We start from the raw sequence: 22100 nt of genomic DNA on the forward strand, positions 1-22100 counted from the left end.
ATGTCGTATTCCCGTAAAAACCCGACAGGGGGAGAGGCAAAACCCACGCTCCTTACAGGACTGCAAGCAATTTTTTAGGGTGGTCACAACTGATGTTACTCAGATGACCACCCTACCCAGTGCCTTTAAAGGCTTCTCTTCCTATGCTATCGCTCCGCTCACTCAAGCGTGGGCAAATGCAGAGATATTTCCAAAAGCGTTGTTTTTGGGACGTTTACTACACAAACGCCTAATAACGCCTGAACGAGAAAGAACTCTCTACGGGCGAACGCTACTTTTTTCGTCGAGGTTGGTACGTTAACGAAGTAACGCTCCCTACAAGATTGGTGATCACACTGCGAAAAAAAATGTTACACAGTGTCCATCGCGTCTGTGGAAATTCCTTTAAGCGGCTCTTTCAATGTCACATGATTCTTAAGTGTGTCGTCTAGCTCCTTACATACCGTCTCGAAAGATTTGGTGGCTGGCTTCTCGTGGGATTGGGTATCAAATTCTACAATAACGGGGGGCGTATAGGTGTTGGAACCTGTCTCAAAATAAAAATGATAGGAAATACGGGTTGCCACCGGGATACTGATGGTGTTGACTGTAAAGTCTGTCTTACTAGCAATCGCAACTAAATTCAGTTTCCACGCTTGGTTTTTAGTTAACAGCCGCTTTATCTTTGTCTCATAACTGAGCATCTCTGTATTTGCCGCTGCTGTTCCTAGTACCAAGTTTTCACGGATTTGTTGAGGCTGGTTGGTTCTTTGAATTAGGTCTTGTGATGTTTGGGATAGATCGCCAACGTGCGTCTGCCCAATGCTGAAAGCTACCAAGTGAAGCCATTCCCACGATAACGGGGTGGGGCATTTAAACCCTAATTTGTTTGCTGCCTCATTCGGGCTAATGTTATCCATCACCTTGGTTTGCGTGATGTTGCGCTTGCTGCCGGTGGGAAGATCACCATAGCCATGCCCAACAGCAAAAGACATCTGGTTGTTTGTGTCTTCTGTATGAGGAATACCCTCAGATGGATACTGAACTAATCCACCCATCCCGCTTGTGACCATTTCCATAGTAGTGCCACCGTTTGGGTTATACCGGAAGGGGAAGGGAGGGACATAAGAAGTGTCTGTACTTGTATCCAGAGGTGCTGCTCCAACCAACTGCCGCGCTTCATTGATAGTGTAGGTTTTTGAAGAGTCATCATGAAGGTTTTGGATGTTATCCATCTGCTGTTGGTTCAAGCCAGCCATCACCTTGTAGTTGCTTCTCAGCTTACCCGGTTGATAGCTTTCTATTAAACGCTGAATGGGGGGTGCCGAACTCAGATGCCCTTTCTGCTGCACTACATGAGTCAGCTCATGGGCAATCAACTCCTGCCCCCCGCGACTCCCCGGCTCATACGCCCCCTGCCGGAAGAACACATCCTGCCCCGTCGTAAACGCTTTCGCTTGAATCGATTGATTCAACTGGTCAGACTGAGCATCTGTATGTACCCTCACCTCACTAAAATCCGCCCCCATCGCCTGCCCCATTGACTCTTGCAGACTTGCTTCTAAAGGCTTTCCACTTCCTTTTGCACTATTTATGGCAGATTCTAAATCCGTTGATGCTTCCCCTCCCGCGCTCACTTCTCGACGTTGAAGGATTGGCTTAGTCTGAAATCCCTCTGGCTTTTCTTCCTGCCGTTGGAGAGCGGTAATCTCTGGTTTCGCCTGTACTTCCTCTTGATTTTCTTCCTGACGCTGTACCGACTGTCCTTGATTTGACTGGGCGGTTGTGGGGGCATGAATCTGTTCTACCACCTGGGAGGCAACCCGATCTGCTTCCTGTTCGTACTCGTCTCCTGGCTGCCCAATGGTCAACTTGGCCTGGAGCGGCGATGCTAACGACTGTTGCTCAAAGTTAAAGAGCGATCGCTGTTCCAGAAGCGGCACCCTTGGTGTCCCAGTCCTCCACATGAGCTGTAGTTGTGGGGCATCATGTTCCCCATGCGGATTAACCGGAATATTGGCAAAGTTATGACCAAACCGCTTTCCCTGTTCCCTTTTCTGCCCCCAGAGCTCTGCCATCTCCGCGTTCACCCCCCCCAACCGCTCTTGCTCCTCCGGCGTGATGGTGCCATACTTCTCCTTGAGTTCCAGCTTGTGCTCCTCAAACTTATTCTGCTCAAACGGCTCATTCTCAATGTCTTCTGGCGTGGGCTGTCCCAACGGCCTCAACTGTACCGGGGTCTCAAACGGGCGAACGCCAAACCGAGTTGTCGGCTTTGGGGGGCGAGAACTCTGATCTTGAAATGAGTGCGCTCTTTGGAATCCCATATTAACCCCCTGCCTCTGCTAGTGTAAGTCGAGTGGTATCAGATGCCCCAGAAAATCTAGTGGCGTCACGACTCCCGCTCATCAGGCTTGCCACAAAATGCGCTGTGAGCGGAAGACTCGATTGCAATGAATTAACTATTGATATAACTGAGTCAGCTTTGACTCAATTGTATGTTCACAACATCCAATAAGTATTAACACTCTTACAAATGACATCGATAAATAGAAATAACGAAAACGTCAGGGACATGAGCTTTCCTTATCATTTTTGACCTCCTAACGTCAGCCTAATACCGATAATTCACACTACTGGAAGTAGGGAATAGCCTGAATAGACGCTATATCGTTGATTGGGCTAATTCCAAAAAATTACGCTCAATCACAAACTGAAATCATCGGCTTATTGAGAATTACCCTGATTTGTTGCGAATCATTCATAAGGTGGGGTGATGGAATTAGGGGTGTGAGTAACAGTCTTTTAGGGACAAACCGACTTCCCCTCTCAAGGCGATCGCACACTCACCCTTCATCAACACTTCACAAATAGGGGGTGACACCCCTCACCCCTAAGCGTAATAATTAGGTTAGTAGATGCACCCTGATAACCGAGAGAGCCGCAAAACGTGACTCTCTTATTTTTTTTTGGCAAAGTTCCGTGAATATACCATGTGCGAGGCGGTGTTTCTAGAGTTAACTTCAATTAGAAGAACCTATGAGGCATCTTTGCCATGCCCGTAACCGAACCGTTATCAACTGCCGTACTCGTGAAGGAAATCCGGAAGCGCCTGGGGCTGACTCAAGTAGAGTTTGCCCAAGTTCTGGGGGTGTCGTTTCAGTCTGTGAATCGCTGGGAGCGGGGTAAGACAAAGCCTTTGCCGATCATACTGAAGCAGATTAAGGTGATGGTGAAGGAGATGGGAGAGAGCGGTTCAGATTTGCTGGAACGCTATGAAAGCGAGAGAGGAGGTAGCGCAAGGTGACAAACGTTGAAGCCGGACAAATTGTTCGTGTTCGCTCGCGCCAGTATCTCGTGGAAGACGTGGTGCCTAAACCCTCTCCAACCGAAGATACCTTGGTACGTCTTTCCTGTCTCGATGACGATGCTCTGGGAGAAGCACTGGAGGTTCTCTGGGAGAGGGAAGTTGATGCTCAGTATATAGGCGCAACCTCATGGGAGTCCATTGCTAATCGGGGTTTTGACCAGCCACGCCTCTTTTCCGCCTACCTTCATACACTGCGCTGGAACTGCGTCACTTCAACTGAGCCGAAGCTTTTCCAGGCTCCCTACCGCGCTGGTATTGAAGTAAAAGCCTATCAGCTTGAACCGCTTCGCAAGGCACTGCTCATGCCTAGAGTCGGTCTTTTCATTGCTGACGATGTAGGTTTGGGGAAAACCATTGAGGCGGGACTCATCCTGCGCGAGATGCTGATGCGGCAAAAAGTCAGGCGCGTTGTTATCTCCTGTCCACCATCAGTAGTTCGACAGTGGCAAGAGGAAATGGAGAGCCGCTTCGGACTCACCTTCATGATTTTTGATCGCGAATTTGTCGCTGCCCGTCGTCAAGAACGCGGTTATGGGATTAACCCTTGGACAACTCACACTCGCTTTATTATTTCTCATGCCCTGCTGCGGGATGAGACTTATGCGGCCCCCTTACGGGATTGGCTTGGGGACTTTTCCGCTGGGTCTATGTTAATCCTCGACGAGGCTCACAACGCGGCTCCGGCAAGTGGTGCTAAGTATGCCATTGATTCGCAGCTCACGCGAACGGTTCGAGAGATAGCGCCTCGCTTTGAACACAAGCTGTTTCTCTCTGCCACTCCCCACAACGGTCATTCCAACAGCTTTGCCGCCCTACTGGAAATCCTCGACCCTCAGCGCTTTTGCCGAGGCGTGCCCGTGCGCGATCGCAAACTTCTCGATACAGTCATGGTGCGCCGCTTGAAGCGAGATTTGCGGGAGATTGGCGATGACTTTCCCGAACGTCAAGTCATTCCCATTGTTATTGATGACCTTCCAGACGATGCACCAGAGCTAAAGTTATCTCGACTGTTGCAAGAGTACCGCGATGAGCGTGAAGAGCGTCTGAGGGACGAATCTCGGTCAAAACAGGCGGCAGCAATGCTTGTTATCACCTCACTCCAGAAGCGTCTGCTTTCTTCGATTGAGGCATTTGCTCGTACCTTAAAAGTACATCGCACGGCTTTAGAACGGCAAGCCACAAAGCGTTCTAAAATTCGTCTTGAGAATCTGCCCTTACTTTCAGAGTCGCCAGGTTCTGATGACGATCGCGCCGCACTCTCTGAAGAGGAAGTACAGGCAGAAGAAGACGCTCAAATGGAAGCTGCCAGTGGGTATGCTACCGCAGATGGTCTTACGGAGCGCGAATTGAAAATTCTGGAAGAGATGACCGAAGTGGCTAATGGGGTTCGCAACCAGAAAGACCCCCGCGTTGCAAGGCTCATAAAATGGATTCGTGAAAATCTGTGTCCTAATCTGGGTCAACCCGATGCGGCGTGGACAGAACGGCGGGTACTGATTTTTACCGAATATACTGATACTAAGCGATATCTTCAGCAGCAGCTTCAGTCTGCGATCGCAAATTCCAACCGAGAACGCGATCGCATCGATGTCTTCCACGGTGGCATCAGCGAAGACCGCCGTGAGGAAATCAAACGAGCCTTTAACGCTGACCCCTCTCGGCATCCCCTCCGCATTCTGATTGCGACTGACGCGGCACGGGAAGGGGTGAATCTACAAAACCACTGTGCCGATTTGTTTCACTTTGATGTACCCTGGAATCCCAGCCGCATGGAGCAGCGTAACGGGCGCATCGACCGCAAACTCCAGCGATCGCCTATCGTTCGCTGCCATTATTTTGTTTTCCCGCAACGGGCTGAAGACCGCGTACTGGATGTGTTGGTCAAAAAGACGGCAACCATTCAAAAAGAATTGGGCACTCTTTCGCCAGTAGTGCAGAAAAACCTAACGAGGTTGCTCGACAAAGGCATCCGTCACAATGAAATCGAGGGAGTGACGGCTTCTATCGAGCAGGTTAACCAACTCGATCTTGCAGCCACATCCAAGACTAAAGTCATCAATGAAGAATTGGAAGACACTCGACTGGGCAAACAGGAACTCGTCCAGCAGACCGAACAGCTTCAAGAGATGCTGAAATCTTCGCGGGACTGGTTGGGACTCGACGATCGCCATTTTCGGGATGCAGTATCGGCTTCGCTAGAAATCCTGGGAGCTAATCAGCTCAAGGCGATTGATGCCAATGAAGCGGCTAAAGACCCGACTACAGCTCAGTGGGAGATTCCAGCACTCGACCAGCGCTTAGGAGCAGACCCGACTTGGACTGCTACCCTTGATACGCTGAGAAAACCCAGACAAAGGGGGCAAAAGCCTTGGGAATGGCGGAGGGAAGCTCCCATTCGTCCGGTTATTTTTCGCGACCCCGGTACTCTCGATAGCGATGCGGTACACCTGCATTTGGAACACCGGGTCGTGCAACGCCTGTTGGGACGCTTTCTCGCTCAGGGGTTTTTGCACGACGAATTAACCCGTGCTTGCGTATGTCTGACCGATGACCCAGTTCCCAAAGTAATCGCTTTAGGTCGCCTGTCCCTGTATGGAGAGAGGGCTTCGCGGTTGCATGATGAAGTAATTGCCGTCGCCGCTGAGTGGATCGACCCCATAAACCGAGGGCGGAAAAAACTGCGACCTTTGGGTGAAGGGGAAAAAGAGAACGTTTTGGAATTGCTGGAAAAATCCCTGGCTTCTCCCCGTTTGCGAGAGGTTGCGGATACGATTAGGAATCGTCTTAAGCAAGCGGCGGCTCAGGATATTGAGGAACTCATTCCCCATCTGAATCATCGCGCTGAAGTGTTGGCAGAACGGGCGAAAAAGAAACTGACCGCACGAGGAGAGAAGGAAGCGGTTGAGATGAGGAAAATTTTGGAGACACAGCGCGATCGCATTCTTCAACGTCAAGAGGAAACGAAAGCTGTCCAGTTGTCTTTATTCCCCGAAGAGGAACAACGTCAGTTATCTGCGGATCAACGGTATTGGCACAAACGTCTTGAGGCATTGGCTATTGAGTTGGTGCAAGAACCTGCACGCATTGAAGCGACGTATCAAGTTAAGGCAATACGAGTTGAGCCAGTGGGATTGATGTATCTATATCCGGTTTCCGGTTAGTAGGCGCAAGGGTAATACCCTTGCCCTTACAAAAACCTGTATTGCATCCAAAATCGAACCGCTATAATCCTAAACTCTGACATCACATGGCTGATCCAGAAATCCTCAGACATAAAGAATGGTTGGGCTTCCTTCAACCTGTTGGTCTAGTCGTATCTCCTCCGGCGTTAGTTAAGGCGCAGGCGGTGGTGAACCGTAATGTCATCGACCTGCAACAAACCCTACAAGATATTGTTAGTGAAGGAGATAATCAGACCAAGGAACGCTCTTGGATTCCTGATTTCTCAGAGTTTGCCGTTGAAGTTCTGGAATGGGAACCGGATGATTTAGAGTCTGACCCGGAACGGCTGACCCAATTAGAGGTAGTACTGCCGGAGTACGGGGAAGTTTTGACTCCCAACTATGCTGTCTCTAACCCCGATGGGGATGGCTGGTTAATGTTAGTGCAGGTGATTCCTCCTGGTAGTGACTTCGATGAGGTTGAGCCTGCTGTTGCTCACTCGACAACTCGTTGGCACGCCAGTCCCCAAGCGAAATTTGAGCGGCTGCTGCGGGAAAAAGAGATTCCCATCGGACTACTTGACAACGGGACAGATTTACGCTTAGTCTATGCTCCACGGGGGGAGTCATCGGGACACCTAACTTTTCCCATTCAGGCGATGTGCGAGGTATCGGGTCGCCTTATTCTTGGTGCGATGCATATGCTGCTCTCGGCTGATCGCATCTTTAATATGCCGAGCGATCGCACTCTCTGGGCCTTATTACGCGAAAGCCGCAAGTATCAAGCAGAAGTTTCGACTAAGTTATCCGAGCAGGTACTCGATGCGCTTTGGGAATTGCTGCGCGGGTTCCAGACGGCAGATGAGGCGAGTTGTGGACGGTTGCTGGGTGAGATTGCCAAGGAAGACCCCCAGCACATCTACGGTGGACTGATTACCACCCTGCTGCGATTGGTGTTCCTGCTTTACGCGGAAGATGAGGGGTTGATGCCCCAGGATACCGTTTACACCCGAAATTACTCGGTTACTGGACTTTACGATCGCTTGCGGGAGGATGCCGGGAATTATCCCGACACGATGGATCAGCGCTATGGCGCTTGGGCGTGGTTGCTGAGTCTGTTCCGCGTCGTCTACGACGGCGGGGGTCACGCTCAGATGTATTTGCCAGCGCGTCACGGGCAGTTATTTGACCCGAATGAGTACTCGTTTCTGGAAGGTCGTCCTCCCAAGACAAACTATCAAGAAATTGAGCGCATCGAACCGCCTCGCGTGTCGGATGGTGTGATTCATCGGGTACTGCAAGGGTTACTCGTCCTCGACGGAGAGCGTCTTTCTTACCGTTCTCTGGATGTGGAGCAGATTGGCTCGGTCTACGAGGCGATTATGGGCTATGAGGTAGAACGGGCAACTGTACCTTCTATCGGGGTTTGGAGCAAACCCAAAAGTTCTAAGTCCTCAGTCACGGTTGTGGTGAATGTGGATGAGGTGCTGGCGACGAAACCAAGCGATCGCGCCAAGCTTCTGAAGGACATCGCTGGCTGTGAGATTGCAGGCAAGGCGCTATCTGAATTGAAGGACGCGAAGACAACAGATGATGTGGTTGCCGCGTTGGGTCGCAAGGTGTCGCCCCGCACGCCCACTTTAATGCCTCTTGGTTCGTTGTACCTGCAACCCGGAGAGGAGCGCAGGCGATCGGGTTCTCATTATACGCCCCGTGCGCTGACGGAACCGATTGTTCGCACCACTCTCCGACCTGTGCTGGAAGCTTTAGGAGAGCGTCCTACGGCAGAACAGATTCTCAATCTTAAGGTGTGCGACCCAGCAATGGGTTCGGGTGCGTTTTTGGTGGAAGCGTGTCGTCAGTTGGCAGAGGAGTTAGTCGCGGCTTGGGATAGAGAGGGAAGGCTACTGGAAATTCCTTCGGATGAAGAACCGTTACTCCATGCGCGGCGGTTGGTGGCACAGCGCTGTCTGTACGGGGTGGATAAAAACCCGTTTGCGGTGAATTTGGCGAAGTTGTCGCTGTGGTTGGTGACGCTGGCGAAAGCTCATCCTTTTACGTTTTTAGACCATGCTCTCAAGACGGGTGATTCGCTGGTGGGGTTGACTCGCGCTGAAATTGGCAAGTTTGTTCAGGCATCCAATATCTCGAATGCACCTGTGTTTTCGCTGTTCAAGGAGCAGGTAAATCAAGCCAAGATATACCGGGATGAGATTGGTAAGTTAGGGGATGGTGATGATAACGAAAAGCGCGATCGCTTTGAAAAGGCAGAGCAGGAATTAGAGGAGGCACGACTGACCGGAAATGTTGCCATTGCTTCGTTCTTTGCTGCTGATAAGGATAAGGCACGAAAGGAAAAAAGAGAAGAGTTTTCCACGAAGGTAAATTATTGGAAATCAGGCATTGTCAACAAATTGGAACTAGAAGGCATTGCTCAGAGTTTGCAGAATTTAGAAAAACCTGTAATCCCGTTTAATTGGGAGATTGAATTTCCAGAGGTGTTTGAGCGGGAAAATCCGGGGTTTGATGCGATTGTAGGAAATCCACCATTTCTAACAGGAAGTAGGATTTCAACGAACTTTGGTGCTGGTTACCTTGCTTGGCTTTTAGAAATCCACCCTGAATCACACGGAAATGGGGATTTAGTTGCACATTTTTTCCGGCGAGCATTCACTATCTTACGCAAGGGAGGATGTTTTGGGTTAATTGCCACAAATACAATTGCACAAGGTGATACTCGAACAACTGGATTACGCTGGATTTGTCTTAATGGTGGGACAATCTATCATGCAGTAAAGAGGCTCAAGTGGACTGGAGTAGCTGCGGTTCTAGTGAGCTTAATTCATGTAGTCAAGGGTCAACATTCTAAGGTTTACCTACTTGATGGACGTGAAGTACATACTATTTCTGCCTTCCTTTTTCACACGGGTGGAAGTGAGAACCCCATGCCCCTCATGAATAATGCTAGTAAAAGTTTTTTGGGTTCAAAAATTTATGGTCAAGGATTCGTCTTTGATGATGATGATAGTAGAGCCAATTCTATTTCAGAGATGTATCGTCTAATCGAAAAAGACCCAAAGAATGCTGATTTTATATTTCCTTATATAGGGGGAGAGGAGGTGAATTCTAGTTCAAGCCATGCTCATCAGCGTTACGTGATTAGCTTTGGTGAAATGAGTGAAGATGAAGCACGCATCTGGACTGATTTGATGCAAATTGTAGAGAAAAAAGTTAAGCCAGAAAGAATGGTCTTGAGAGACAATTCTGATGGAAGAAGACTCAAAACAAAATGGTGGCAGTTTGGGCGAACAAGACCTGAACTTTATGAGGCAATTCGTGGCATTAATTCAGTATTAGTTCGACCAAGAACCAGTAAGTATCATACTTTTACTTTTCTCCCTAATCGACAAATTTATAGCGAAAATTTAGTAATTTTTTCGCTTCCAGAAATTTTCTTTCCAATTCTTCAGGGTCGAGTTCATGAAGTTTGGGTAAGTTTTACAGCATCCACACTGAAGGATGATCAAGGGTATCGTTCCTCTGATTGTTTTGAAACCTTCCCCTTCCCGGAAAACTGGGAAACCAACCCCACCCTGGAAGCTGTTGGCAAAACCTACTACGAATACCGTGCCGAGTTAATGGTACGCAACAATCAGGGACTTACCGCCACTTACAACCGCTTCCACGACCCCGACGAACGCGACCCGGACATCCTGAGACTGCGCGAACTTCACGTCGAAATGGATCGCGCTGTTCTCGATGCTTACGGTTGGACAGACATCCCCACCGACTGCGAATTTCTACTCGATTACGAGGAGGAAGAAGATGATGAAGATAGCAGCAAACGGCAGAAGAAAAAGCCCTGGCGCTACCGCTGGTCTGAAGAAGTCCACGATGAAGTCTTAGCGCGTTTGCTCGACCTCAACCAGAAACGCCATGAACAGGAAATTTTCGGCGGGAAAACTGCTGAGAAGAAACCGAAAAATCAACGCCAGAAAAAAAGCGCTAAATCTCAGGGAAAAATAGCCAATCAACCCACCTTATTCGATTTGTAGCATTACTGGGGAACACATCGACTAATAACATTATCAATTTTTATATCAATTACTGCTTAACTTAGAGGATAAACCCCATGTCTGAGAGTGAAAAAGAACTCATAAACATCCAGAAACGCGCTAACAAAAAAATCTGGATTACAGCCTTACTTACCCTCTTTATTCACTGGGCTGGTTATCTCTATACAGTCCGTTACAAAGCCGCCCTTATTGCCTTTTTTGCCATGTTTTTCCTAATTTCTGCGAAAGAGACTATGGGTGAAGATACTGGCGACAGCATATACGGTTTTTTGGCACTTGGAGTTGCTGTTGAAAATTCCATTTCTGTCCGCAAAGCTAGAGAACTTGCTCAACAGAAAGGATTGCCGTCGGGTTCTGATAGTTATGCTCGCCTTCCCGATGCCAAGGTGCAAATCTTAAAGATTGGGAAAAAACACGGTGAAGTAACGCTAGCCGATTTAGTCATTGAAACAGGACTACCGCCAGAGAAAGTGCGAGAGGTTGTAATAGAGTTAGAGCGCCAAGACTTAATGCGTTCCTACAACCGCGAACACGATGGTGCTGTTGTGTATCGGGTTATTTAGTTCGTTAAATTAAACCTTCATCTCCCTCACCGATTAACTCACCGCAAACTCGGTAAATTTCCGCAAATGGGGCGGATGAAATCCAAGCACGATATCTTCTCTAGGTACTCCTAGCTCCATCAAATCGTCAGCCACCTGCTCCTCTGTCCCATTCCACTGAATCCAAACCTTACCCTCTTTAATATCGATATGGATAACTGGACCCAAGACCCGTTGCTTATTTTCCCACCCCATATACATTAGTTGGTAATGGTCTCGCTCCACATCAAAAATAGTTTGAATTTCCACCTCACCTTTGGTTGAACGACGCTTGGCATATTCACTCAGCAATTGCTGAATCCATGTCCGATAGTTCTCTAAGTCTGCCATCGCACAATTTCCTCATTTTCTACGTCATAAACAATCAGACTAACCTGACCGCGCTGAATCACGGATTGAATAAAAGGTCGAGTAAAAAATTCATTGTAGGCATTTAAGGGAATCGCCAAATATAAAACCCGCTCCGGCTCAGAATCTGCCAACGCATAGCGATAGTTAGTAAACTGCCCCATTGCCATATGAAAGTCAGTGACTGCCGATTGCCCCAAAAACGTTTTAATTTCAACTGCTATTTTCTGCCCTTCTTTCTCAGCCGCTAGCAGCTTTTGGGCACCCAAGTCAATAAACAAATCGGTAAACGCATCAACTCGGAGCGTCAGCGGATCGTCCGTGATGAGCCATCCATCCTTTTGCAGTGCTGTTTTAACAACATTGTGAAAAACATCTTTTGCCGCCATGTTCAAATGCTCCATCCGATTTGGGCATTCTATCTATAGCGTACTCATTTCAATCACCGCACATGATGTCGCCAACCATCCCTGCTGAAGTTCACCAACACCTTGTTAACCGCTCTAGCAGACCTCATGGGACTGCCTCCCGACGATACTGCCCATATCCAGGGAATTCTGTCCAAATCCCTCCAAGTGATACCTCATCGGCTTTCTCGTTCCTTACCAAGCCGCCCCTGAAGATTGTTCAGAGGACATGGGGAACTAGGAGATGAGGAATGAGAGGGAAATATGCGATCGCATTTCTCAGTACGAGCAGGTTGATAACGCACTTTCAACAAAACAGCGCAAACTACATCATGCAAATTCTCGCAAACGTTCCCAATTTAATCGACCGATGGCTTCGCTATCGATTCCAAACCATCCTAGTCGTCTGTTTTTTACTTTGGACGCCCTTTCTAGTCGCGAAAACTTTGCAGGTTCAACACTCTTGCCATCCCATGATTCATGGGTCTAGTCCCCTCCCAGCCGAGTGCCAACCTAAAGTGTCGCAAACTAATTCTAGTTCATCTAAAAAACCTGAGCGTCTGCGCGATCGCTCCCCAGAACAAATAGCACAGCACGATCGCAGTCCATCATCTAAACCTTCGTCCACTTCTCAAGAAAAAAACCAAATAGCACGTAGCGATCGCACTCCATCACCTACACCCTCACCCACTCCTCAACCTCAAATATCTGACGAATCTCCACCCCCTCAACAGACAGAGAAACCCAAGGCAATAGAAGAAGCTATTAAGACAGCAAAAGACCACCCTGACATCACAGGAGGTGTTATTGGAATTGGAATTGCAGTTGGTGTGGCTGCTGTTGCCAGTGCCCCTCTAATTCTCGCCGCAGGAATTGGTGCAGCCGTGTGGTTTGCGATTAGGACAGTGCTTTAGTAACACTATCTTCATTTTCAACTTTGTCCAATTATTTCACAAAATCAAGGAGTAATCAACCAAAATGCAACCTTCTAACAACTCTCAACAATCTTCAAACCTTGTGCAATCCTCTTCCAACAATCCCCAAATCGTTCCAGATTCAGACGGGCAAATACAATCTACTTCCAATCCTATAGAAACTCCAGCCGTTTCCTTAAAACTTCCTGGTTCAGGATTTTCATTACACCTAAATAAATGGGTGGTTTTAGGAGTTTTTGCCGTTGCAATGGTAGCCACATTCTTTCTTTTAACCAAAGGAAGTGAATTTTGCTTCTTCAGCACTTGTCTGCCACCCATTGATTCCACTGGCTCACTTGCTATGAATTTTTGGGCATTTGCCGGAGGAACAGCCGCACTTGTAGTTTTAACCACTTTGTTCGGCATCCCCTTAGTGCCTGCTGTTGCCGCTTCTTTTGGGGTTTGGTTTCTAATGCAAATGACACTTCATTAAGTCTAAATCTTATCTACAATTTCCCCTCACACAAGCCATGAACATTATCGAACTCAAGCAAGTTTTTAAGGTATTTCGCAAGGGATTCCAGCGAAATCCTATCCTACAGGATATTAATCTTACTGTGCAGCGAGGCGAATTCGTCGTACTGCGTGGGGAAAATGGGGCTGGCAAGACTACTCTATTGAATCTGATTTTAGGGTTACTCAAACCCAGCGGTGGAGAAGTTGAGCTAATGGGGTTTTCACCCCAGAGTGCTGATTCAAAAATCCATGTTGGAGTAGTTTTACAAGATACACAAGTTCCCAGAAATGTCAAGGTAAAGGAACTTGTTGAACTGTTGAGAAGCTACTACCCCCAGCCCCTTTCAACAGAAGAAATTTTGAACAAAGTTAAACTTAAGGATAAAGAAGGTGCTTGGGCAACTGACTTATCTGGCGGACAAAAACAGCGGCTCTATTTTGCCCTTGCTCTAGCAGGCAATCCTGAACTGCTCATCCTTGATGAGCCAACCCGAAATCTAGATGACAAAGGATACGAAGAATTCTGGCAGCAAATTAAACTCTGCCGTCAACGAGGAATCACCATTTTAATGGTGACAAACAATAAATCCGACTGGGACGAATTAAATGCTTTAGCAACTCGCTGTGTCACTCTCCATAAAATTACTGAAAGACCGCCCGAAGGACAGCTAACCCAGGAGCTAATAAATTTAGAAAATAAAGCTTTATTAGAGCAGCCTGAACCTATTAGACAAACTGAGAGTCTACCTAAACCTTCTTCTCAGAACATCCAACGCATTTTTCAGAAACAATTTTGGTTTGAAACCCTTCAACTGCTTCGTACCCCAGTCTTCTTAATCGGAACGCTTGCGATGGTGGGATTCGTCCCTTTGTTAAAATTTCAAGGATTGAAAGGAGAAAAGGCAACCGAAATGGTTGTTTACCTGTGTGGCATTATACTTTTCACGATTGTCATTGACCGACTGGGTAAACGAATTGCAGTCGAGCGATCGGAAAAATGGCTCAAGCTTTTGAGAGCCACACCTTTACCACCAGCAGCCTACATGGCGGCTAAGATTGCCACTTCACTTCTCATCTGTACTGTGAGTCTTTTGTTAATCTTCGGATTAGGACGCTGGCAGCTTGAGATGAGAATGGATTTGACTCAAGGGTTAGCTCTTCTATCGAGCCTAATTTTGGGAATTGTACCTTTTGCCATTCTTGGTATTGCATTGGGGTATTTACTAGACCCCAAAAGTGCCGATTCCATTCTGAGCCTATCGCTAATCGTTGTTCCTGTTGCTTGCGGTTCAATTCCACTTCCGGGACCACAAATCGTACAAGATTTAATTGCCTTCTCGCCGTTCTACCACTATCGGGAATTAGTTCTAGCGGCGGTTCACTTGAACCACGATAACCAACTATTTCTACATTTACTTTGGCTTCTTTGGGCTTGGGGTGCTTTTGGTTTATTCGCGGCTTGGTCTTATCAGCGCGATCGCATCGTTCAGTAGCTTCTTCCTGCCACTAAAGTTTTTAACCTTCCTATGTCGCCAACCGCCCCTGCTGAAGTTCGCCAACACCTCATCGATGCCTTGCAGCTCGATCTCGTCGGACCAACTCCCGACGATGCTGCCCACGCCGAGGAAGTTCTCCCCCAAGCCCCCTCCAAGTGGTATCTCACAGGATTCCTAGTTCCTTACGAAGCCTCATCCGCTCAACGCTCAGATGATACGGGGGACGAAGAACTCGACCAACTCGATCGCACTAGCCCAGGCGACGATGAAGCCACTCCAGAACCCGCCTCCGCCCGGAAAGCTTTTTTTCCCTCTTCAATGGGCTTAAGCCTCCTCGTCCCCCAAGATGCCACTCAGCTTGATGTCACCGTAGAGTGGGGCGATTACATCCCGCTCGAAAAAGAACGGGACGAGAATAAAGCCGAAACCGGACTGCAAAGCTTGCTCTCTGGCTCCTGGCAGAGAATACCTCGACAGGCACAAGTTAGTGTTCCCCTGACTACAAACGGCAAGTCCAGCCAGATGAGTTTGCCCCTTGACCTTCCTATAGATTCAGGGGATACGCCCACTCAAATGAAACTCCCACTCGATACTGTGGGTACAACAAAACAAGTAGACCTCCCTAGCAGCGGTGGCTTAAAACTGGTCATCTCCATCCGTTCCATTCTCTACCATGCGCTGGTGCCGATGGGAACCCGTTCCGTTTCCGTGTTCTTAGTCAACTACCGCTCTCCTGCCCCTGACAAAGAACGGGACAGCGCTTACATTTTTCAAACGACGCTGACCATCCGCACTCCCGAACCCCTCGTTCCTCGTCCCGACCTGCGCGGACAAAGTGGTGACGACTGGGATGAGAGCGTTGCTGACCTGCAATACCGGGATGACTACGAATATGCTGTCGGTCATAACGTCTCTGCAATCGCTATTCCCAACTCCAATGGCAGTTGTCGGGAAATCTCCACCGCTTGGATGCCCAGCGCCGACGTAGAAAAGGTCGTTCCCACTCAAGTAGACCAGGTGGAATTGAGCATGGAAGCGCTAGCCACTGCTTCTACCGCCGATGCAGTACGCAGCATGGTCAGTCCAATGGTTACAGCTTACACCCAATGGATTGCCGAGCAGGGTGCAAAAGCTCCAAAACAGCCAAAACATCGAGTTGATGTCGCCAATGACCTTTTGAATCGGGCAGGTATTGCCAACGAGCGCATCGCCGCTGGACTCCAATCCCTCGATGACCCAGAGGTACTAGAGGCATTTTGCATCGCCAATCGAGCGATCGCTACTGCCATCCGCCAACGGTCTGTACACGGCACGGAAAAAAGCCCTAGCGACCTCAAGCCTCCAAAATGGCGACCCTTTCAGCTTGCCTTTCTGTTGATGAATCTAGTGGGACTCGCCAATCCCGAACATAGCGATCGCGAATTGGTAGACCTGCTCTTCTTCCCTACAGGTGGTGGTAAAACCGAGGCATATCTGGGACTTGCCGCCTTTACCCTAGTCCTGCGACGACTGCGGAATCCAGGCTTCAATGGTGCTGGAGTTAGCGTCATCATGCGCTACACACTCAGACTGCTCACCTTAGACCAGCTCGGTCGAGCTGCCACCTTGATTTGTGCCTTGGAGTTAGAGCGACAGCAGGACGTGGAAAAACTAGGAACCTGGCCCTTTGAGATAGGGCTGTGGGTCGGACAGACTGCCACGCCTAACATCATGGGACAGAGAGGAGACAACAATCAATACTCTGCCCGTGCCCGTACTATCGCCTTTTTAAACGACAGTCGGAACAAACCGTCACCAATTCCCCTAGAAAACTGCCCGTGGTGCGGTGCCGAGTTTACCACCAATTCGTTCCAACTGCTGCCCAATGCAGATCGACCCACCAATCTCCAAGTTATTTGTAACAATCGGAAAAAGCGGCAAGATGGCAAACCCCAATGCGGCGTGTTTAGAAGCAACCAATCCCTTCCCATTGTTGCGGTAGATGAGCCAATTTACCGACGACTCCCCTGCTTCATCATCGCCACTGTCGATAAATTCGCTAACCTGCCGTGGGTGGGGCAAACTGGGGCATTGTTTGGACACGTAGACCACTATGACCAAGAAGGCTTCTATGGTCCTGCCACTCCCAGTCAGGGTCGCCCTCTTGATCAACCTTTGCCGCCGCCCGATTTGATTATTCAAGACGAACTGCACCTAATTTCGGGACCATTGGGGACGATGGTAGGACTGTATGAAACGGCGATCGATGCCCTGTGCAGCAGGAATGGCAACCAAAAAACCATCCGACCCAAAATCGTAGCATCCACCGCAACGGTTCGGCGTGCCACCCGTCAAATCCAAGCACTGTTTTGTCGCAATCAGGTGGATGTATTTCCCCCACCGGGACCAGACCGCCGCGACTCGTTTTTTGCCAAGACAGTCCCGATTACCCAAAAGCACGGTCGCACCTATGTTGGTATTGCGGCTCAGGGACGCAGTCTCAAGGTTGTACTGCTGCGAACTTATCTAGCGCTGTTAGGCGCAGCCCAAAAAGACTGGGAAGCAGCCGGTGGGGCAAAGAACCCCGATAACCCGGCAGACCCCTACATGACGCTATTGGGCTACTTTAACTCCTTGCGCGAACTCGGCGGCAGTCGCCGGATTGTCGAAGACGAGGTGAAATCCCGCGTTGAGCGATACAGCCAGCGTCACCGAGAAAATGAAAGTTTGGGGTCATTTAGCGATCGCCAAATTGCTAATGAACCTTCCGAGCTAACTTCTCGCGAGAGTACCAATAAAGTGGCGGAGACTAAACGCCGTTTGGCGCTGTCCTTCCACGAAAAAGAACGGGTTGATGTAGCATTAGCCACCAACATGATTTCAGTAGGTCTTGACATCACCCGACTAGGATTAATGGTGGTGCTGGGTCAGCCAAAAACAGCGGCGGAATATATTCAAGCCACCAGTCGTGTCGGACGGGATGAAAACCGACCGGGGTTGGTTGTGACACTGCTGAACGTGCATCGACCCCGCGATCGCTCCCATTACGAACGCTTTCAAGCGTGGCACACCACATTCTACCGTGCCGTGGAAGCCACGAGCGTCACTCCTTTCTCGCCGCGTGCCGTGGATCGAGGACTCGCTGCTGTCACCGTTGCCCTAGCTCGTCTGGGAAATTCTGACATGACAGCGCCCTTGAATGCCGTCGGTATTGTTCAACAGCGCCTAAATCTGGACTTTGTAACAGACATCATTGCCCAACGGGTAGAGATGCACGACAAGGAACTGGAAGCTAAGGAGGCAGGAGAACTCCGTCAGAAGATCAGAGGACGGGTTGTGGATTTACTCGATACCTGGAAACGCATTGCTGCTGAAAAGGGCAGCCTTCAATACCAGCAGGAAGTGGGTAAGGCTCCCCCTTTATTACGTGACCCGCTCGATCCGGAACTCGAAAGGATACCGCTAGCAGAACGAAAGTTCAAAGCTCAACGCAGCCTTCGTGATGTTGAGCCAACAGTAAATTTGTGGGTACGAAACCCCGATGGATTTGAGGTAGAGGAAGAAGACTCATGAAATCAAAAGCAAAGCGACCTCCCTCCGGAGAAATTCGGCAGAGTCAAATTTTATCCACCTTCGGTCCAGGGGCAATGGTGGATTTACCCGATTATTCTGTTCTAATTGGAGGACTGAACCACTGGAAAGGCGATCGCCGACGGATTTATGAAGACCGTCTGGCTGGAAGAGTTAGCGAGATTCTCAGTGTCAATAGTATTGCCATGTACGCCCCCCCTGTGGACGCACCCGACCCAGCCGCACCGCGTACAGGGATAACGGCGTTCACCTTCCCAGCTTGGTTTGTGGCGCAGGTCGAAGAGACTTGGACGGCACCAAGCGGCAAAGAATATCGGACACGACCTCTAATTCCGTGGGGTCGCCTAGTGAAAGGGAAATATCTCGACTCCGAGAAAAAGAAAAAACCTGTTGTTCCCGTGCGCTTTGTTCAAGCCTGTCTTAACGGGCACATCAGCGACGTTGATTGGTATCTCTTCGCCAACCCCAAGTGCCAGAGCAACTGCCCAGCTCAGCTTTGGTTGGATGAGGGAGGCTCTGGAAATGACTTTGCCGACATCTTTGTCCGGTGCGAGCAATGTAAAGAGCGCCGTCCGCTCTCGGATGCCACGTTGCCTGGAAGAAAGGCGTTAGGTTCATGCAAGGGAGAACGCCCGTGGCTCGGTCCCAATGCGGCTGACTCCTGTGTTTCGACAACTACAGGTAAACAGGAAGCCAATCGGTTGCTGGTACGTTCAGCTAGCAACGCCTACTTTGCACAAACCCTGAGTGTTATTTCTCTCCCAGACTCCGATGAAGCCTTACGGCAGGCTGTTAACTTGGTCTATGAAGACTACCTTCAGGATGCCGAAAACATCAGCGATGTCATTCGAGATCGCAGGAGACAAAGGGTTTCTAACGCCCTAGAAGGATTTAGTGACGAAGCGGTGTGGGCAGAAATCCAACGCCGTCAGGGTGGGCAGTCTGACAAACCCAAGAGCATCAAGCAGGTAGAGATTGAAACCTTACTATCCAGCCCTGAAGAGGTAGGAGAAGATGCCCCTGAAGGTGATTTCTATGCCCGTGCCCGTAAATTGGATAACTTGACTCCCACATGGCAGTCCCGTATAGAACGCATTGTCCTGGTTCACCGCCTCCGGGAAGTCATCGCCCAAGTCGGGTTTACTCGCTTTGAAGCCGCGATGCCTGATATTGATGGTGAACTTTCTCTAGAAGTTCGCAGGGCAGCTCTGGATATCGAACCGACTTGGGTACCTGCTGTGGAGAATAAGGGCGAGGGCGTGTTTATCGCTTTCCGCAAGCAAGCCATTGAAGACTGGCGCAAGCAGGAATCTGTCCAGAATCGAGGACGGGAACTGTTTAGCGGCTTCAATCAATGGTGCAAGCAACGGGGGATTCCAGACGACAAAGCGAATTTCCCCGGCTTACCCTACATCATGCTGCACTCCCTATCCCACCTGCTAATTACAGCGGTGTCCCTCGAATGCGGTTACGCCGCCAGTTCCATCCGCGAACGCATTTATGCGGGGGAATCGGGTTACGGCATCCTGTTATACACGGGAACATCAGGGTCAGAAGGGACGCTGGGGGGACTGGTACAGGTTGGCAAACAGATTGAGTCTCACCTAGCTACCGCCTTGGAACTGGGACGACTGTGTTCTAACGATCCAGTCTGCGCTCAGCACAAGCCAGACAATGTTCAAGAAGAGCGTTTTCTTCACGGCTTTGCCTGTCATGGATGCTTACTAATCGCTGAAACCTCCTGCGAACGACGCAACGAGTTCCTCGACCGGGCGCTTGTTGTCAACACGGTTGACGGACCAGGAGCAGCGTTTTTCCCTGATGAGACTTTGTGATGTCTCCATTCATCCGTCTGAACCGACCAGCGTTTGTGAATCTTGCTGTACTAGAACACCAGTCCAGTAATAATCGGTAAAGGTTTTTTGTCCCTTGAGGACGCAGCATTCGGGGGAGAATTCTAGCTAAAACCAAAGATTTTACGTCCGAATGCTTTGTCCCTGTATGTAGGGGAATAAGAATCATCAATAAAAGCCTGCGAAAATACAAAGATTATAAAAGTTGTGGAGTATTACATGGCGAATCTGGAACATATTGATATCCTTTATGAGGGAGCGGATGCCTGGAATAATTGGAGGAAAGAAAGTCCTCAAATAAAGCCTGATATTAGTAAATGTGATTTATATAAAGTTTCTAGATACTGGATGTTTGCACATATTTCTATAACATCTAAAGAATTAAATTTTAGCGAGACAGATATGAGGGAAGTAAGGTTCAAAGGCATGAATGAATTCATCTTTGATTTCACTCATTCTAACCTAAGTAATGTTGATTTAAGCCAGAGAAAATTGAGATGGGCAAATCTGAACAATGCAGATTTAAGTTATGCACAACTAAGAGGTACAAATTTATTTAGAGCAAAATTAATTGATGCAAAACTAACTAATACCAATCTAACCCATGCCAATTTAATTGAGGCTGAACTAAACAATGCTGAGCTACATTATGCAAACTTGAATAAAGCTAAATTGTGCAGAGCTAAACTAATTAAGTCCAATCTGTATAAGGCAAATCTGTCTGGCGCTAAATTGGGTAATTCTGATATGAGGAATGCAGATTTGCGGGGAGCAGATCTCAGTAATACTAACTTATATAGTGTTAATATACAAAAAGCTTACTTTGATGAAGAAACCATTTTCCCTCAAGATTTTAATCCCCTCAATGCAGGAATGATATATTTAAGTGTAGATTATGAAAATTCTAACTTGATAGAAAAATTATTAATTAATAAGAAAGAAAAAAAATATATTAATCCTCCACCCCGACCAGGTCAAGTTGAATTTAGAGAGAATGTGCGTAAAGCCTATGATAACAAGTGCGCTATTTCAGGATGTGGCATAGAAGAGGTTTTACAGCAGATTGCAGGTAACTAGAGTACAGTCAAGTCAGTGCATCAAAGCGTAAAGATGAAACCTTACTCCATCGACTTTAGAGAAAAAGTAGTCAAAGCCTACGAGCAAGGAAACACCTCGATTAGAAAACTAGCAGCCCGGTTTGATGTCAGCAAAGCTTTTGTGCAGAGAATGCTCAAACAAAAGAAAATAGAAGGTCATGTAAAACCAGGAAAACAGGGCGGAAGCATCAAGAGTGAGTTACAAGGACAGGAAACTCAACTAAGTTTGATGGTGGAAAAATACCCAGACGCCACTTTGTCAGAATATTGTGAGTACTGGGGAGAAACCCACAATCAATGGGTCAGCACCAGTACTATGTGCCGTGCCTTGCAAAGAGAGCAACTGACACGAAAAAAAAGACGTTACGTAGCACTCAAGGGGCGACAGAAAGAGTACAAAAGCTAAGAGGTGAATATTGGGAGCAAGTAAAACAAATAGAGCCTGAAAATCTAGTATTTTTGGATGAAATGGGCGTTTTACTGGGTTTGACTAGAACCCATGCTCGCAGCCCTTATGGAACTCGAGTATATGACCTAAAACCGTTTTACCGAGGGGCGAAAGTCACAGTGATCGGAGCGGTAAGCCTAAAACAAGTTTTAGCAGTAATGACCTTAAATGGCTCAATGGATGGAGATGCCTTTGAAATTTTTATCGAAAAATGCTTAGTGCCTCAGTTATGGTCAGGCGCTGTGGTTGTTATGGATAATCTT

14 protein-coding genes are annotated in these 22100 nt (G+C 48.4%); 11 read left to right on the plus strand and 3 right to left on the minus strand.

From position 1 onward, the window contains the following. Positions 1–350: 350 nt before the first annotated feature. Positions 351–2306, minus strand: a complete 1956-nt coding sequence (locus NDI48_30410; protein MEP0835481.1) for a DUF4157 domain-containing protein — start codon at positions 2304–2306, stop codon at positions 351–353. A gap of 728 nt (positions 2307–3034) precedes the next feature. Between NDI48_30410 and NDI48_30415 the strand changes: the two genes are divergently transcribed. The 4 genes from NDI48_30415 (at position 3035) to NDI48_30430 (ending at position 11149) form a co-directional block, all read left to right on the plus strand. Beyond that, on the plus strand, positions 3035–3286 hold the full coding sequence (locus NDI48_30415; protein MEP0835482.1) for a helix-turn-helix transcriptional regulator: 252 nt from the start codon (positions 3035–3037) through the stop codon (positions 3284–3286). Beyond that, complete coding sequence (drmD, locus tag NDI48_30420) at positions 3283–6510, plus strand: DISARM system SNF2-like helicase DrmD (protein ID MEP0835483.1); 3228 nt, start codon at positions 3283–3285, stop codon at positions 6508–6510. Before NDI48_30415 ends, drmD begins: the two co-directional genes overlap by 4 nt. 86 nt (positions 6511–6596) lie before the next feature. Next, positions 6597–10565 carry an N-6 DNA methylase gene (locus tag NDI48_30425; protein MEP0835484.1) on the plus strand — a complete coding sequence of 1323 codons (3969 nt, stop codon included), beginning with the start codon at positions 6597–6599 and terminating at the stop codon, positions 10563–10565. A 77-nt stretch (positions 10566–10642) separates the two neighbouring features. After that, positions 10643–11149, plus strand: coding sequence for a hypothetical protein (locus tag NDI48_30430; protein ID MEP0835485.1), 507 nt, complete (start codon positions 10643–10645; stop codon positions 11147–11149). A gap of 33 nt (positions 11150–11182) precedes the next feature. Here NDI48_30430 and NDI48_30435 read toward each other — a convergent pair whose 3' ends face one another. Continuing rightward, the gene (locus NDI48_30435) at positions 11183–11518 is read right to left on the minus strand and encodes a XisI protein (GenBank protein MEP0835486.1); all 336 of its coding nucleotides are present in this window, start codon (positions 11516–11518) and stop codon (positions 11183–11185) included. Continuing rightward, the gene (locus NDI48_30440) at positions 11506–11925 is read right to left on the minus strand and encodes a XisH family protein (GenBank protein ID MEP0835487.1); all 420 of its coding nucleotides are present in this window, start codon (positions 11923–11925) and stop codon (positions 11506–11508) included. The genes NDI48_30435 and NDI48_30440 overlap by 13 nt, the downstream gene beginning before the upstream one ends. 350 nt (positions 11926–12275) lie before the next feature. Between NDI48_30440 and NDI48_30445 the strand changes: the two genes are divergently transcribed. The 7 genes from NDI48_30445 to NDI48_30475 all read left to right on the plus strand — a co-directional run bounded on the left by NDI48_30445 (position 12276) and on the right by NDI48_30475 (position 21795). Continuing rightward, on the plus strand, positions 12276–12857 hold the full coding sequence (locus tag NDI48_30445; protein ID MEP0835488.1) for a hypothetical protein: 582 nt from the start codon (positions 12276–12278) through the stop codon (positions 12855–12857). A gap of 64 nt (positions 12858–12921) precedes the next feature. Beyond that, complete coding sequence (locus NDI48_30450) at positions 12922–13350, plus strand: hypothetical protein (GenBank protein ID MEP0835489.1); 429 nt, start codon at positions 12922–12924, stop codon at positions 13348–13350. A gap of 37 nt (positions 13351–13387) precedes the next feature. After that, positions 13388–14866 (plus strand): ABC transporter G family ATP-binding protein/permease, encoded by a 1479-nt coding sequence (locus tag NDI48_30455; GenBank protein ID MEP0835490.1) that lies wholly within the window; start codon positions 13388–13390, stop codon positions 14864–14866. A gap of 33 nt (positions 14867–14899) precedes the next feature. Further along, complete coding sequence (drmA, locus tag NDI48_30460) at positions 14900–18421, plus strand: DISARM system helicase DrmA (GenBank protein MEP0835491.1); 3522 nt, start codon at positions 14900–14902, stop codon at positions 18419–18421. Next, the gene (locus NDI48_30465) at positions 18418–20274 is read left to right on the plus strand and encodes a DUF1998 domain-containing protein (GenBank protein ID MEP0835492.1); all 1857 of its coding nucleotides are present in this window, start codon (positions 18418–18420) and stop codon (positions 20272–20274) included. The genes drmA and NDI48_30465 overlap by 4 nt, the downstream gene beginning before the upstream one ends. Positions 20275–20511: 237 nt before the next feature. Then, a complete protein-coding gene (locus NDI48_30470) occupies positions 20512–21369 on the plus strand; it encodes a pentapeptide repeat-containing protein (GenBank protein MEP0835493.1) in 858 nt (285 codons plus the stop codon). A 33-nt stretch (positions 21370–21402) separates the two neighbouring features. After that, complete coding sequence (locus tag NDI48_30475; protein ID MEP0835494.1) at positions 21403–21795, plus strand: transposase; 393 nt, start codon at positions 21403–21405, stop codon at positions 21793–21795. Positions 21796–22100: the final 305 nt, after the last annotated feature.

Origin of the sequence: Microcoleus sp. AS-A8, assembly GCA_039962225.1 — a bacterium.
In the GTDB taxonomy this organism is placed as follows: domain Bacteria; phylum Cyanobacteriota; class Cyanobacteriia; order Cyanobacteriales; family Coleofasciculaceae; genus Allocoleopsis.